This is a genomic window from Imperialibacter roseus, from assembly GCF_032999765.1.
Taxonomy (GTDB): Bacteria; Bacteroidota; Bacteroidia; order Cytophagales; family Cyclobacteriaceae; genus Imperialibacter; species Imperialibacter roseus.
In genome coordinates this window covers 5,159,640-5,172,712 of record NZ_CP136051.1, presented here as the reverse complement: position 1 = coordinate 5,172,712, position 13,073 = coordinate 5,159,640, and the positions used below count along the sequence as shown (strand labels likewise).

14 protein-coding genes are annotated in these 13,073 nt (G+C 47.0%); 9 read left to right on the top strand and 5 right to left on the bottom strand.

Going from position 1 to position 13,073, the window contains the following annotated elements; all coding sequences use genetic code 11:
- Positions 1-18 precede the first annotated feature (18 nt).
- Together RT717_RS21870 and RT717_RS21865 are read left to right on the top strand one after the other, a co-directional pair.
- Positions 19-519 carry an NADH-quinone oxidoreductase subunit C gene (locus RT717_RS21870; protein ID WP_317488483.1) on the top strand — a complete coding sequence of 167 codons (501 nt, stop codon included), beginning with the start codon at positions 19-21 and terminating at the stop codon, positions 517-519.
- 39 nt (positions 520-558) lie between these two features.
- Positions 559-1,773 carry an NADH-quinone oxidoreductase subunit D gene (locus tag RT717_RS21865; RefSeq protein ID WP_394854106.1) on the top strand — a complete coding sequence of 405 codons (1,215 nt, stop codon included), beginning with the start codon at positions 559-561 and terminating at the stop codon, positions 1,771-1,773.
- A 19-nt stretch (positions 1,774-1,792) separates the two neighbouring features.
- On the opposite strand, the gene RT717_RS28565 is transcribed toward RT717_RS21865, so the two are convergent.
- Both RT717_RS28565 and RT717_RS21860 read right to left on the bottom strand, forming a co-directional pair.
- Complete coding sequence (locus RT717_RS28565; RefSeq protein ID WP_394854105.1) at positions 1,793-2,119, bottom strand: DUF5615 family PIN-like protein; 327 nt, start codon at positions 2,117-2,119, stop codon at positions 1,793-1,795.
- A gap of 14 nt (positions 2,120-2,133) precedes the next feature.
- Complete coding sequence (locus RT717_RS21860; protein WP_317488482.1) at positions 2,134-2,358, bottom strand: DUF433 domain-containing protein; 225 nt, start codon at positions 2,356-2,358, stop codon at positions 2,134-2,136.
- 179 nt (positions 2,359-2,537) lie between these two features.
- Between RT717_RS21860 and RT717_RS21855 the strand changes: the two genes are divergently transcribed.
- The 3 genes from RT717_RS21855 to RT717_RS21845 all read left to right on the top strand — a co-directional run bounded on the left by RT717_RS21855 (position 2,538) and on the right by RT717_RS21845 (position 5,039).
- A complete protein-coding gene (locus tag RT717_RS21855; protein WP_317488481.1) occupies positions 2,538-3,170 on the top strand; it encodes a 2'-5' RNA ligase family protein in 633 nt (210 codons plus the stop codon).
- Between the two features lie 65 nt (positions 3,171-3,235).
- Entirely contained in the window at positions 3,236-4,438 is a 1,203-nt protein-coding gene (gene dinB, locus RT717_RS21850) for a DNA polymerase IV (RefSeq protein ID WP_317488480.1), read from the top strand.
- A 109-nt stretch (positions 4,439-4,547) separates the two neighbouring features.
- Entirely contained in the window at positions 4,548-5,039 is a 492-nt protein-coding gene (locus RT717_RS21845) for a hypothetical protein (protein ID WP_317488479.1), read from the top strand.
- 43 nt (positions 5,040-5,082) lie between these two features.
- Here RT717_RS21845 and RT717_RS21840 read toward each other — a convergent pair whose 3' ends face one another.
- Positions 5,083-5,400, bottom strand: coding sequence for a DUF6787 family protein (locus tag RT717_RS21840; protein ID WP_317488478.1), 318 nt, complete (start codon positions 5,398-5,400; stop codon positions 5,083-5,085).
- Complete coding sequence (locus RT717_RS21835) at positions 5,397-6,074, bottom strand: RluA family pseudouridine synthase (RefSeq protein WP_317488477.1); 678 nt, start codon at positions 6,072-6,074, stop codon at positions 5,397-5,399. The genes RT717_RS21840 and RT717_RS21835 overlap by 4 nt, the downstream gene beginning before the upstream one ends.
- A gap of 12 nt (positions 6,075-6,086) precedes the next feature.
- On the opposite strand from RT717_RS21835, the gene RT717_RS21830 reads away from it, so the two are divergent.
- From RT717_RS21830 to RT717_RS21820, 3 genes are all read left to right on the top strand, one after another.
- On the top strand, positions 6,087-7,229 hold the full coding sequence (locus RT717_RS21830) for a nitrilase-related carbon-nitrogen hydrolase (RefSeq protein WP_317488476.1): 1,143 nt from the start codon (positions 6,087-6,089) through the stop codon (positions 7,227-7,229).
- Positions 7,230-7,337: 108 nt separating this feature from the next.
- Positions 7,338-9,266, top strand: coding sequence for a molecular chaperone DnaK (dnaK, locus tag RT717_RS21825; RefSeq protein ID WP_317488475.1), 1,929 nt, complete (start codon positions 7,338-7,340; stop codon positions 9,264-9,266).
- A 131-nt stretch (positions 9,267-9,397) separates the two neighbouring features.
- On the top strand, positions 9,398-10,084 hold the full coding sequence (locus RT717_RS21820; protein WP_317488474.1) for a hypothetical protein: 687 nt from the start codon (positions 9,398-9,400) through the stop codon (positions 10,082-10,084).
- On the opposite strand, the gene RT717_RS21815 is transcribed toward RT717_RS21820, so the two are convergent.
- The gene (locus RT717_RS21815) at positions 10,081-11,628 is read right to left on the bottom strand and encodes a hypothetical protein (RefSeq protein ID WP_317488473.1); all 1,548 of its coding nucleotides are present in this window, start codon (positions 11,626-11,628) and stop codon (positions 10,081-10,083) included. The two genes, RT717_RS21820 and RT717_RS21815, sit on opposite strands and share 4 nt — an antisense overlap.
- A 194-nt stretch (positions 11,629-11,822) precedes the next feature.
- Here RT717_RS21815 and RT717_RS21810 point away from each other — a divergent pair, with 194 nt between their 5' ends.
- Complete coding sequence (locus RT717_RS21810) at positions 11,823-13,022, top strand: 2-isopropylmalate synthase (RefSeq protein ID WP_317488472.1); 1,200 nt, start codon at positions 11,823-11,825, stop codon at positions 13,020-13,022.
- The last annotated feature ends 51 nt before the right edge of the window (positions 13,023-13,073 follow it).

The following is a 13,073-nucleotide window of genomic DNA, read 5'->3' as shown; positions in this document are numbered from 1 at the left end:
CCTATATAAAGAACAGAAATGACCCACACCGACATCCAATCCCTTCTGCAATCTGAATTTGGTGCCTCATGTGTGCCGGAAACCATCGAAAACGCCACGCCAAAAGGCCTTGTTATATCTGCCGAAAAGCTTCAGGATGTCTGTCTCTTTCTACGGGACAACGAGCAAACCTATTTTGATTCGCTCTCCTGCGTCACTGCCATTGATAATGGCATGGAGGCCAGCACAATCGAGGTCAATTATAACCTGTATTCTATTCCTTACAATTTTCAATTACTCCTGAGGGCAATTGTTGCCAGAAACGAGGATGGAGCGGAGCTGCCAATGATCCCTACGGTCAGCGACGTTTGGAAAACGGCAGAGTGGCATGAGCGGGAAGCTTTTGATTTAGTGGGAATCAAGTTCGACGGTCATCCCGATTTGCGCCGCATTCTTTTGCCTACCGACTGGCAGGGCCATCCGCTGCGAAAGGATTATTCGACCCAGGAATACTACCACGGAATGAAAGTTGACTACTAACGATAATCAGAACACGACTAACTAATAGCAGGTATCCATTTGAGCACCGTTCAATACACATACGACCCCAGGCACCTAGAAGCCTCAGAGCCCACGAAGTATAAGCCGGAAGACCTGACGGAGGAGCAAATGTTGATCAATATCGGCCCGCAGCATCCATCTACGCATGGTGTTTTGCGGTTTGAAGTGATTACCGATGGCGAGGTGGTGGTCGATGTGGTGCCTCACCTGGGTTATTTGCACCGCTGCTTCGAAAAGCACGCTGAGAGCATGCCATTCAATCAGGTCATTCCCTATGTCGACAGGCTCGACTATGTAGGTGCCATGAACAATGAGCATGCCTATGTAATGGGCGTGGAGCGTATGCTCGGCATTGAAAACGATATTCCAAAAAGGACTGAATACATCCGGGTGCTCATGGCTGAGCTTAACCGGTTGGCTTCTCACTTTGTGGCTATTGGCACCTACGGGCTTGATATTGGCGCCGTAACCCCCTTCCTCTGGATGATGCGTGACCGGGAACATATCCTGCGTATGCTGGAATGGGTCAGCGGCGCCCGCATGCTCTACAACTACATATGGGTTGGCGGCCTGTTCTACGATCTACCCGTGGGTTTCGAAGAGCGCTGCAAGGAATTTGTCACCTACCTCAAACCGAAGTTGGTGGAAACGAGAGACCTGTTGCTGAACAATAAAATCTACGTTGAGCGTACCGCCAATGTAGGGGTGCTGTCCCGTGACCTGGCTATTAACTACGGGGTGACTGGCCCCATGCTCCGTGCGTCGGGGTTGCGCTTTGATCTTCGCCGGATAGACGGTTATAGCGTTTACCCACAGCTTGATTTTGAAATCCCTGTGGGAGAAGGTACCGTCGGAACAGTGGGCGACTGCTGGGATAGGACGTGGGTGCGCTACAGGGAGTGTGAGGAATCTGTCAAGATCATTGAACAGTGCCTGGAAATGCTCACCAAAGAGCACAAGCGAACCCGTGATTATGATCCACGAGCCATGGTTCCGAAAAAGATCAGGCCCCAGGCGCAGGACTTCTATGTTCGTGCAGAAAACCCAAAGGGAGAGCTTGGCTTTTATTTTCGTGCCGATGGCCGGAGTGATGTGCCGGTTCGCTGCAAGGCCCGCTCGTGCTGTTTCTCCAACTTGTCGGTCGTTCCTGAAATATCGAGGGGCGTGCTTATCGCCGACTTCATCGCTATTGTTGGCTCAGTAGATTTTGTGCTGGGCGAAGTGGACAGGTAGAAAGATGGTCAAGTGGAGACTATTGGATAACCAAAAGGTGCCTGTCTGAGTCAATAAAGCTCTGTATGTCTTTTATGTGGCTTTTTACAAGGCGAATCAGCTCTCTGTTTCCACAATTGCCTCGTGTAATCCAAATGACTTTGGGAGGAGCACCCTTCAGACTAACACGGAAATAGAAATCTTTATCTTTTGTCAGAATGGTGTGGCCATTATCTTTTGCGAACTGCCAAATTGTTGTGTCACTTGCTGTGCCGAGATTAATATCATAGACATGCTGAGTTCCAGCAAAGTGAGGAACCAGTATGTTTTTTAGCAATGTTGAAAGGTTATTGTCAATAAGGAGCATTGCTTAGGTTGCTCTTAGACTGTCAATTGTAGTCTTTTCTCTGAATCTGCGGCATAGGCTAAACTTGCAAGAATGTCGTCTCTTGTTAGCATGGGGAAATTTTCCAGGATATCTTCCATTGAATCCCCTGCGGCCAAATAACCAAGAATATCATAAACAGTTATCCGCATCCCCCTAATGCAAGGTTGCCCGGAACGTTGGTCGGGGTTAATCGTAATATATTTTGAATACTCTATCATCCGTCATTGATTGCTAATTAAAGATAGTTAGAAGTTGGTGGAAGTCTAATTTTTGCCATTCAAAACGACTCATTTCAGTGCCCTAGCGGCATGCTTGCTAAAATTAAAATCATTTTTACTAAATATATTGACATTATAATTCTCTGATGCTATATTTGATAGCATAAAAGGAGGTAATTATGGTGACATACAAAATTCAGATATATCCTTCCCAGTCCATAACGGACTACGTGAGGGATCGTAAAGCACAAATACTTGACGAGTTTGGGCAGTACAAGTTCTACAATTCCCATCCTCACGTTAGTTTGTTTTCTTTTCAGGCAGACATCTCTAACGAACATCTTATTACAAAGGCATTAAAGGAGGCCTCTGTTTTTGTAGACTCATTCGACATCTCGCTTAATGGATTTGGCTACCTGAAGAGCAATAGAGCTATTTACCTCAAGATAGGAAATGGGTCTCAGGTGGCCCGGATCAACCAGCTATTTTATCGGAAATTTAGAGAGTCTGCCAAAAGCTTCGGCATAAGGGTGATTGATCCTGTGTTTGCTAAATATCCGCACATGATCATTGGAAGTGAGTTTGAGCAGAAGGCCTTCTTGAAAGTACACCAGACATTCATCGACCAAAAATATAGAGAGACCTTTGCAGTTGATCAGGTGCGTTTGCTGAGAGACATAGGCAATGGCAAGAACGACTTCGTAGAAACCATCTCTTTGACGGAGAAAGTTGCCGTCAGTTTGAAGTGGCCTGAGGAAAAAGTCTGGATGGTAAATGAGCCCCAGATGTCTTTGTTTTCTCATGTAGCCTAACAAGCACACCTATTTTTTAGTCGGCTCTTTTCAAGAGGCTTTTCATCATTAACTGTATGGCAACTATGTGGTCACCTGCAACTGATCATCGCTCTATTATCCATATGGATTTGGACAGCTTCTTCGTATCCGTGGAGCGCCTGCAAAACGACTATTTCATTGGGAAGCCGCTGCTCATCGGTGGCGGCAGCGACCGGGGGGTGGTGGCTTCTTGCAGCTACGAAGCCAGAGCATTTGGCGTGCATTCCGCCATGCCCATGCGCCTGGCCAAACAGTTGTGCCCCGAAGCTATCGTCGTCCGTGGCGATATGGAAAGGTATTCGCAATATTCTCAGATGGTTACCGAGATTGTGCACGAATCCGTTCCATCCTATGAGAAGTCTTCTATCGATGAGTTTTATGTTGATTTGACTGGGATGGAAAAGTTCTTTGGCTGCATGAAGCTCGCCACGGAACTAAAGGCACGGATCAGAAAAGAGACTGGCCTACCTATTTCCTTTGGACTTTCGGAAAATAAGACAGTTTCTAAGGTGGCCACCAATGAGTCAAAACCCGACGGGCAGCGGCAGGTGGCATATGGGACGGAAAAAGGCTTTCTTTCACCTCTGACGGTTGACAAAATTCCGATGGTAGGGGAGAAGACGGCCTACACATTGCGAAAAATGGGTGTGCAAAAAATCCACACACTGCAGCAGGTGCCGGTGGAGATGTTAGCGGCGGTTTTTGGGAAGATGGGCATCGTGATTTCAGAAAAGGCAAACGGCATAGATCGTACGCCGATTGTTCCCTACTCGGAGAGAAAGTCTATTTCTACGGAAAACACCTTTGAGCACGACACCATCGATGTGAAGAAGCTGGAATCGATTCTTGTGGCGATGACCGAGCAGTTGGCGTTCAAGCTTCGGAAGGAGCAGCAGCTGACCTCTTGCGTTACCGTAAAAATTCGCTACTCCGATTTCGATACCCATACCCTGCAGCGGAAAATGCCGTACACCTCTGCAGATCACGTACTGATACCGATGGTGAAAGAGCTTTTCAAAAAAGCTTACAGTCGAAGGATGCTCATTCGCTTAATTGGCGTTCGGTTCAGCAGCCTGGTGCATGGCAACTACCAGATCAACCTTTTTGAAGACACCGAAGAGGGTATCAAGCTCTACCAGGCCATGGACAAGCTTCGTCAAAAGCATGGGGATAAGGCCGTTGTTCGTGCCGTAGGCATGGGTGTATCGAGGCGGAGTTTCAATCCTTTCAATGGGGTCGCTGCCTGATCAGCACCACCATACTGTCACTTTCATCGTGATATATACCTTTCCTGTAATTGCGTTAACTGGCTAGTAATCAATGCCGTATAGGTACCAGGGCTAATCTCGATTACTTATGCTAACAAGAAAGAACTTTATTAAAAGGGCTGTTGCAAGTTCAGCACTTCTAATTCCGGGAATATCGGCCATTGGCGGCACGGCGCAGAACAGGCCAACACCCATCGATAGTGCGCTGGTGAAAGATTTCGTTTCCAAAGGCCATTCTGACCTGGAGGGCACCAAACAGATGCTAGCGGAAATACCGACAATACTTAATGCAACCTGGGATTGGGGAAATGGCGACTATGAGACCGCCCTGGGCGGGGCTTCGCACATGGGAAGGCCGGATATTGCTCAGTATTTAATAGATAGAGGAGCAAGACTGGACATCTTCACGGCGGCCATGATGGGAAAGCTGGATTTAGTGAAAATGATTGTGGCAACCTATCCAGCCTCACTCACCAGCGCTGGGCCTCATGGCATTACTCTGATGAAACATGCTGTGATGGGAGGAGAGGCAGCATTGGAGGTGGTCGAATACCTTAAGTCTCAGGGGATAGCCAAATAGGCGGGTAAGTTAAAGGCGTTCGTAGTTGCAGGGGGTATGACTTTTACTCAGGCCTTTTCCCACTAATTCTTCTAAACATTCTTTTTTCGAATTCCCAAAAGAAATTGAACTGCCCAAAAATGAAGCCGTAGAAAAGTAGAATGAGGTTGTAGATGGGCAGTATCAGGATGTAGTAAAGAATTGTCAGCAAGGTGTAGTATTCCTCCGAGGCGTGGATAAGGCGGAAGAGAGGCTTTTTCAAAAAAAGCACTGTAAAGCCAGTGCAGGCAAATACAATCAACACTATTGCTACCTGCCAGCCGCTTTTCAGGTTCCATCTGTCCTGTAGTCGGGTTAACCAGCTTTCCTTTTCTTTACTCATGAAACTGCCTGCCAATAACTTTTGATAGGTAACGGAGCGTCCACTGTCATTGTTTCTTTTGTAACCGGATGAGCAAATATCAATGTTTTTGCGTGTAAGTTGATACAGGAATCCTCGTTCGGAAACTGCTGACCATATTTACGATCACCTTTAATGGGGCAACCCATCTTGCCCAGCTGAGCCCTTATCTGGTGAGGTCGGCCAGTCACCGGCCTTACTTCAAGCAGACAATAGTCGTGGAATACCTTCAGAACTTTGAACGACAACTCGGAGCGCTGTGCACTGCCTTTTTCTTTGTTGTAAGCAGTTACGGTATTTTTTTTTGAGTCTTTCTCGAGCCAGTGAACCAACGTGGCTTCCTCCTTGGGAGGTCGTCTGGTAACCACGGCCCAGTATATCTTCTCGATGGTTCTTTCTCTGAAGGCCTTAGTCATCCGCTCCAAAGCCTTAGACGTTTTGGCCAGCATCACCACGCCGCTTACCGGCCGGTCTATCCTATGCACCAGCCCCATAAAAACAAGGCCCGGTTTGTTATACTTTTCCTTAACATAGGCTTTTGCATAATCCACAAGTGAATCGTCGCCGGTGTCATCTCCCTGCACCAACATGCCACCGGGTTTGTTCACGATGAGCAAGTGGTTATCTTCGAACAGAATTAGTTTTCTAAAATCCACAAGTTTTTTATAATGCTCAAAGGTAGAAATTTATTACTCAGTGCCGGGCTGGTTTTTTTAGTTCTTTGTGGATGCTACTATTGGTGGATTCAGTCCGATAGGTCGTACGCCGACTTTGAAATGACATCGGAGCGCTCTGTTTTTGTCAAAGCGGGCACCTACACCAAAGGCAATATCGTTGGCATTCAGCCCTATATGGTGCCGGCAGACTACCGATCGGCCGATGCGCTCTATGCTAAGTTGAACCGCTATCTTTCCATTGCAAAGAAAAATGGCTGTTTCACGTCGGCAACCGTAGTAGTCTTTCCGGAATACATAGGCACGTGGCTGGTGGCCATTGGCGAAAAGGCCTCGGTGTATACGGAAGAAAAGGCTGAAGATGCACTAAGTACTGCGGCGTACTCTCATCCGATTTCTTTCCTTACCAACTATTTTGCGTCGGATGCCAGGGATCGGGCTGTGGCAGCTCTTTTTTCATTGAAGGCAGTTGAAATGGCAGAGGCTTATCAGCAGGTGTTTAGCAGGCTGGCGGCTGAATACAAGGCAACGGTGGTGGCAGGATCCATTGTTTTGCCTTCGCCATCGGTAGAAGCTGGCGTGCTGCGGGTGGGTAGAGGGCCCTTGATTAACGTTTCGGCCACATTTGATGCAACGGGTAAGTTGATGGCTCCCCTTACAGTGAAGAATTTTTTGACATCCGAGGAAACGGCTTTTATCGTGGCCGGAAATAGTAGCCAACTGCCTGTAGTTGGTACGTCGGCCGGGAAGGTAGCGACGTTGATCTGTGCGGATTCATGGTATGATGATGCATATAGGGTCATCGCCGACAAGGAAGTCGATTTTGTGGTGGTGCCCTCTTTTTTGGCTGGGGAAAATGTGTGGAACCAACCATGGAAGGGATACAATGGAGGCCAGCCTCCTGCCAATGTCAGTCCCGATGACATCGGCACACTGACAGAAGGTCAAGCCTGGCAGAAATATGGCATGCTCGGTCGGGCACCGGAATTTGGCATCCAAACGGGGCTCAACATTTTTCTGAGAGGCCAGCTATGGAACCTTGGCACCAACGGAAACCCCCTTGTGCTGTCTGAAGGCCAGCCCGAAATGATCGAAATTCCTGCAGATGGGGCTGCCATTGTTAATCTGCAGTTTTAGGTAATTCTGACATCTTGTCACAACTATTCCCTTAAAAACCACTTGGCACAACCCTTGTTTAGCTAAGTGAGTACGGATTGAAAATTTAAAGGAATAAAATACATAATCATGGGAAAAATTATTGGAATTGACTTAGGAACGACTAACTCCTGCGTCGCTGTAATGGAAGGGAATGAGCCGGTGGTGATTCCTAACAGCGAAGGAAGAAGGACAACCCCTTCAATTGTAGCCTTCCTGGACAACGGCAAGGGCGAGCGCAAAGTTGGCGATCCTGCTAAACGTCAGGCCATCACCAACCCACAAAATACAGTTAGCTCTGTCAAGCGCTTCATGGGTAAGAAATACTCGGAAGTAACTGCCGAGCGTAAAAATGTATCATACGGTCTTGAATCAGGCAGCAATGACACTGTAAGGGTGAAAATTGGTGATCGTAACTATACTCCGCAAGAGCTTTCAGCAATGATTCTTCAGAAAATGAAGTCTACAGCTGAGGATTACCTGGGTACTGAAGTGAAAGAAGCGGTAATCACTGTGCCTGCCTACTTCAACGATGCGGAGCGTCAGGCTACCAAAGAAGCCGGACAGATCGCAGGTCTTGATGTGAAAAGAATTATCAACGAGCCTACTGCCGCTGCGCTGGCTTATGGTCTTGATAAGAAAAACAAGGACATGACCATTGCGGTGTATGACCTTGGTGGTGGTACATTCGATATTTCTGTGCTTGAACTTGGCGATGGTGTGTTCGAGGTGAAATCTACCAATGGTGATGTTCACCTGGGTGGCGACGACTTTGACTCATTGATCATCGACTGGCTGGCTGAAGAGTTTAAGAAAGACGAGAACATCGACCTCCGCAAGGATCCAATGGCGCTACAGCGTTTGAAAGAAGCAGCTGAAAAAGCTAAAATTGAGCTTTCAAGCTCTGCTAGCACCGAAATCAACTTGCCCTATATCATGCCAGTTGACGGCATACCCAAGCACCTTGTGAGAACTCTTTCTCGCTCTAAGTTTGAACAATTGACCGACAGCCTGGTGCAGCGTACGCTGGAGCCTTGCCGCAAAGCATTGAAAGATGCTGGCCTGAATCCTACAGATATTGATGAGGTAATTCTGGTAGGGGGTTCTACCCGTATTCCAAGAATTCAGGAAGAGGTAGAGAAGTTCTTTGGCAAAAAGCCTTCTAAAGGTGTTAACCCTGACGAAGTAGTGGCCGTAGGAGCAGCTATTCAGGGTGGTGTGTTGACTGGAGAAGTAAAAGACGTACTTCTGCTTGATGTAACTCCACTTTCATTGGGTATTGAAACGATGGGTGGCGTGATGACCAAGCTGATTGAGTCGAATACAACGATCCCTTCAAGGAAGTCGGAGGTGTTCTCAACGGCGTCTGATAACCAGCCATCTGTGGAGATACACATTTTGCAGGGTGAGCGCTCAATGGCGAGAGACAACCGCACCATCGGTCGTTTCCACCTCGACAGCATTCCACCAGCACCACGTGGTGTGCCACAGATCGAAGTAACATTCGACATAGATGCCAACGGTATCCTCAATGTGTCTGCCAAAGACAAAGGAACTGGTAAGGAGCAGAAGATAAGGATTGAAGCTTCTTCTGGATTGACTGATGCTGAAATCGAAAAGATGAAAGCCGAAGCAAAAGCCAACGCAGATTCTGATCAGGCTGAAAGAGAGAAAATAGATAAGCTGAATGGCGCTGACTCTATGATCTTCCAGACCGAGAAGCAGCTGAAGGAGTATGGTGAGAAGCTTTCCGAAGGTAACAAGACCGCTATTGAAGCGGCCCTTGAAAATCTGAAGACAGCTCACAAGGCTCAGGATATCGCAGGTATAGACACTGCCACTGAGGCTTTGAACCAGGCATGGGCAGCAGCCTCTCAGGAAATGTACGCTTCTACTGAAGGTGGGCAGCCAGGTGCAGATCCGGGACAGCAAGCTAACGGAGCAGCCGGAGGTGAGGCAAAAGCAGACAGTGATGTGTCTGACGTAGAATACGAAGAGGTAGACGATACCAAAAAATAGTCGTTTGCCCTACATCATAGATCACGAAGCCTCTCAGGAAACTGAGGGGCTTTTTTGTGTTTTATTTTTACACGATTCTCGAAAAGAGGGTGTTTTTCACTTACTTTAGTCATTGATTCATATTTTTTCAGATGAGAGCAAGTAAAATTTTTGCGCTGGCGACTTCTTTTTTTGTTTGCATGAGTTTTTTCGCAAACGGGCAGGAAGCATACCAAAGAATAGAGGTGGCAGCTCCTCTGCACCCGTTCATTCGAACTTTCGAAAATTACTACCTGCAGTCGGAGCTGTACGTAACACCAAAAAGAAGCTGGATAGCAACTGCTGGTTACAAAGGTGGGGAGTTATGGGAGCTCTTTTTTAGAAATGGAAATTATAAAGGCTACCGGCTTGACCTTGGCCACAGATTCTACATGCCTACGGAGGTTCGTTGGATGCAGGCTTTTGCAACAGCCAACTTAAACCTTGAAGCTGGAAAGCTGGCTATTCGGCAAGGTGCATTCGTGCCCTCCGACTCTCTGCAAATGAAAGGCGTGATGATAGGGCCCGAAGTAAACTTCGGAGCCAAAATCACAGTCTTTAAACGGGTAACATTGACCACCCTTGTGGGCTATCGGCACTATTTCAACACATTCAATACACATAAAATCACCAGCAACCCTGCATACTGGCGATACAATGATTGGGATAATAACCATCAGAACTGGGAAGAGAACAGAGAGTATGTTGAAAATTTCAGAAAGGGTAGGTATCCCGTTGTTCAAATCAACGTGGGCTATGTGTTCGGACTTCGGAAAAAGGAAAAGCTGCCTGAGAGCTAACCATTTCTCTCCTCAAACTTCCTCCTGATCACCAGCTGAACCGGCACGCCGTCGATCTTGCTTTCAAGCCACGAAATAATGTCGAGATAAAGGAAGGCTCGGAGTTCAAAGGGCTGTTTCAGTGTTTCCTCCAGCCTTTCCTTCAATGCCTGGAACTCCTTTTTTATGTTTTCTGGCAGCATGCCCGGCACTTTTCGCAGCCACTTGATGATCTCCTTTTGTACCCCCTGGAGGTTATCCATTTTCACTAAAAACCGATATACCGACTTGATTTGGTATTCCAGCAAGTCGCTGTTGCCCATTTCGTAATGAGCAATCAGGTTGAGGATACGGGCAAAGCAATGGATGTCTTCTCTAAGGCTAACATCTTTGAGATTGATGATTTTGTTGAGGTATTTGACGGCGTTTTTATTGTCGTCGCTGCCGAAATAAAGGCAGGCGATTTTGTAGTAAAAAAGCAGTACCCGGTGCGAGTCGATTTTGTTTTCAAACTTATCAATGATTTCCAGCACTTCTGGAACAATGACTACGCCTTCGGTAAACCGCCCCTCCATAAAGAACAGGTTGATTTTGTCGTTGTAGTAGTAGAAGGAAAGCAAGCTTTGAATGTTCTCATTCTGCGAGAAAAGAGTCGAATTCTTTAGTTCTTCCAGCACCAGAAGGTTTTCTGCAAATTTCGGATAATGCTGAATATTGAAGAGTGCCGCCAGGAGATTGTGTAGCCCTTTGATGTAAAGGTCGGGCTTCCTTTTGATCATCGCCGGATGGCTTTTGAAAAGCTCCACCCAGCGGTCGGCATAGCGGTAGCACTTCACAAAATCCTGCACGATGTAGTAGTACCAAACCATCGATTGGCAGAGGTACACCTTCTCGTTGAAACTGAGGCTATCATACTCGTAGTCAGGCAGGTTCCTCTTAAAATAATGTTGCACAACCCTATAGTCTTCTTCATTTCGCACATAGCCCAGCTTGATGTAAAGGCTGTAAAGAGAAATAGACAGATTCGACAGCTCTTGTGTTTTGGCAATTATTTTGGTTACATGCCTCGACTCATTCACCAGCTCCTCTGCTCGGTTGCCAATGCTTCGGGTGATGTACTGCCCTTCAATTAGTTTTTCAAAGTCGATAATCTCCAGCTGCAGAATCTCTTCATTGTTTTCAGCGGCCTTCTGTTTTAGCTTGTCGAGAATCCGGAGGCTCTGCTTGTAAAGGCCTTTGTTATACAGCACCCTCGCATAATCAATTTGCTCCCGCACTTCAATGGGGTAGTCGTAGTTGATATGAATAAGCCGGAGGCTTTTCAGCACCTGCCCGTACAAATGACTTTTCAGGTTGGAAAGCTGCTGAGGAATCAATGACGGAGCTTTTTTGAGGATCACCTTTTCGTCATAAACATCAACATCGTCCATCACGTCGAAAAGAGTGATAAACTTACTGTCTTCCTTGCCGTTGATGCGCCTGGCATACAGCTTGAAATTGCGCTTCTCAGCCTTGGTAAGCGACTTAATCAGCTGGAATAAGGGGTCTGTTTCTTGTTTGGCCATTGTATTGTCTGCATGGCAATATAGCCGTTAATTTGCAATTTGAGCCTTTTTGTTATCAAATAGATGCCTTTGGCTGTCGTAGTGATTTTGAATTTTAGGCTTTGGCAGACCTTCAGTTACAGTAGATTTGTTACATAGAATCAATTATCGAATACCAGAAATGGGATTCTTGTTAAGAAAATACACACCTTAGTATGAGCAAAGATCGAGTCTACATTTTCGACACTACCCTTAGAGACGGCGAACAGGTTCCCGGCTGTCAATTGAATACTGAAGAAAAAGTAATTGTTGCCAAGCAACTCGAGGCCCTCGGCGTTGACGTAATTGAGGCTGGTTTTCCAGTGTCAAGCCCTGGAGATTTTAACTCTGTAGTAGAAATCTCCAGGAATGTGACTGAGCCGGTGGTTTGTGCGCTTACCAGGGCCAAAGTGGTTGACATTGATTGTGCAGCTCAAGCCCTCCATTTAGCCAAAAGAAAGAGAATCCATACTGGCATCGGATCTTCCGATATCCACATTCAACATAAGCTTAAGTCGACCCGTGAGAAGGTGCTTGAGCAGGGCATTTCTGCTGTAAAATACGCTCGCCGCTTTGTCGACGACGTAGAATTTTTCTGTGAAGATGCCGGCCGTGCCGACCTTGAGTTCCTTGCATTGATGGTAGAAGGCGTGATCGCTGCGGGTGCCACGGTGGTTAATATCCCTGACACAACCGGATACACATTGCCATGGCAGTTTGGGGAGCGCATCAAGTACCTGTACGACAACGTTCCGAATATCGACAAGGCCATTATTTCGGTGCATTGTCACAACGACCTTGGTATGGCGACTGCCAACTCAATTTCTGGTTTGGCCAACGGTGCTCGCCAGGTGGAAGTCACTATCAACGGTATTGGAGAAAGAGCTGGCAACACTTCTTTGGAAGAGGTGGTGATGACATTGAAGTCGCACCCATACCTGAACCTGGAAACCAACATCAACACCAAAGGCATTTATGCGATGAGCAAAATGGTGTCGCACATGATGAATATGCCGGTGCAGCCCAATAAGGCGATTGTGGGCAAAAATGCTTTTTCGCACTCATCGGGTATTCACCAGGACGGCTTCCTCAAGCACAGAGAGAACTACGAAATCATCGATCCGGAGGATGTTGGTGTTCCTTCGTCATTGATCCTTCTTACTGCCCGCAGTGGCAGGGCTGCGCTTACGCACCGGCTTCAGGTGCTTGGGTACAAGTTCGACAAAGACGAAATGGAAGTGATTTACATGCACTTCCTTGAAATGGCCGACCGCAAAAAGCAAATCGAAGATGAGGATTTGTTTGAATTGGTGAAGATTGATGAGGTGGAAGCTTTGTTGAGCACCAAAACTGGAAAAGGCAAGGACGTGCTATAAACCAGGGGGGAGCCTTTGAAGCATCGGATGTTGATTTCCCGAACACTTCAG

Bases quoted from the DNA above. Each gene is read 5' to 3' on its own strand.
- RT717_RS21870 (WP_317488483.1), top strand. From the start codon at position 19: ATGACCCACACCGACATCCAATCCCTTCTGCAATCTGAATTTGGTGCC.
- RT717_RS28565 (WP_394854105.1), bottom strand. From the start codon at position 2,119: ATGCTCCTTATTGACAATAACCTTTCAACATTGCTAAAAAACATACTG.
- RT717_RS21860 (WP_317488482.1), bottom strand. From the start codon at position 2,358: ATGATAGAGTATTCAAAATATATTACGATTAACCCCGACCAACGTTCC.
- RT717_RS21855 (WP_317488481.1), top strand. From the start codon at position 2,538: ATGGTGACATACAAAATTCAGATATATCCTTCCCAGTCCATAACGGAC.
- dinB (WP_317488480.1), top strand. From the start codon at position 3,236: ATGTGGTCACCTGCAACTGATCATCGCTCTATTATCCATATGGATTTG.
- RT717_RS21845 (WP_317488479.1), top strand. From the start codon at position 4,548: ATGCTAACAAGAAAGAACTTTATTAAAAGGGCTGTTGCAAGTTCAGCA.
- RT717_RS21840 (WP_317488478.1), bottom strand. From the start codon at position 5,400: ATGAGTAAAGAAAAGGAAAGCTGGTTAACCCGACTACAGGACAGATGG.
- RT717_RS21830 (WP_317488476.1), top strand. From the start codon at position 6,087: ATGCTCAAAGGTAGAAATTTATTACTCAGTGCCGGGCTGGTTTTTTTA.
- dnaK (WP_317488475.1), top strand. From the start codon at position 7,338: ATGGGAAAAATTATTGGAATTGACTTAGGAACGACTAACTCCTGCGTC.
- RT717_RS21820 (WP_317488474.1), top strand. From the start codon at position 9,398: ATGAGAGCAAGTAAAATTTTTGCGCTGGCGACTTCTTTTTTTGTTTGC.
- RT717_RS21815 (WP_317488473.1), bottom strand. From the start codon at position 11,628: ATGGCCAAACAAGAAACAGACCCCTTATTCCAGCTGATTAAGTCGCTT.
- RT717_RS21810 (WP_317488472.1), top strand. From the start codon at position 11,823: ATGAGCAAAGATCGAGTCTACATTTTCGACACTACCCTTAGAGACGGC.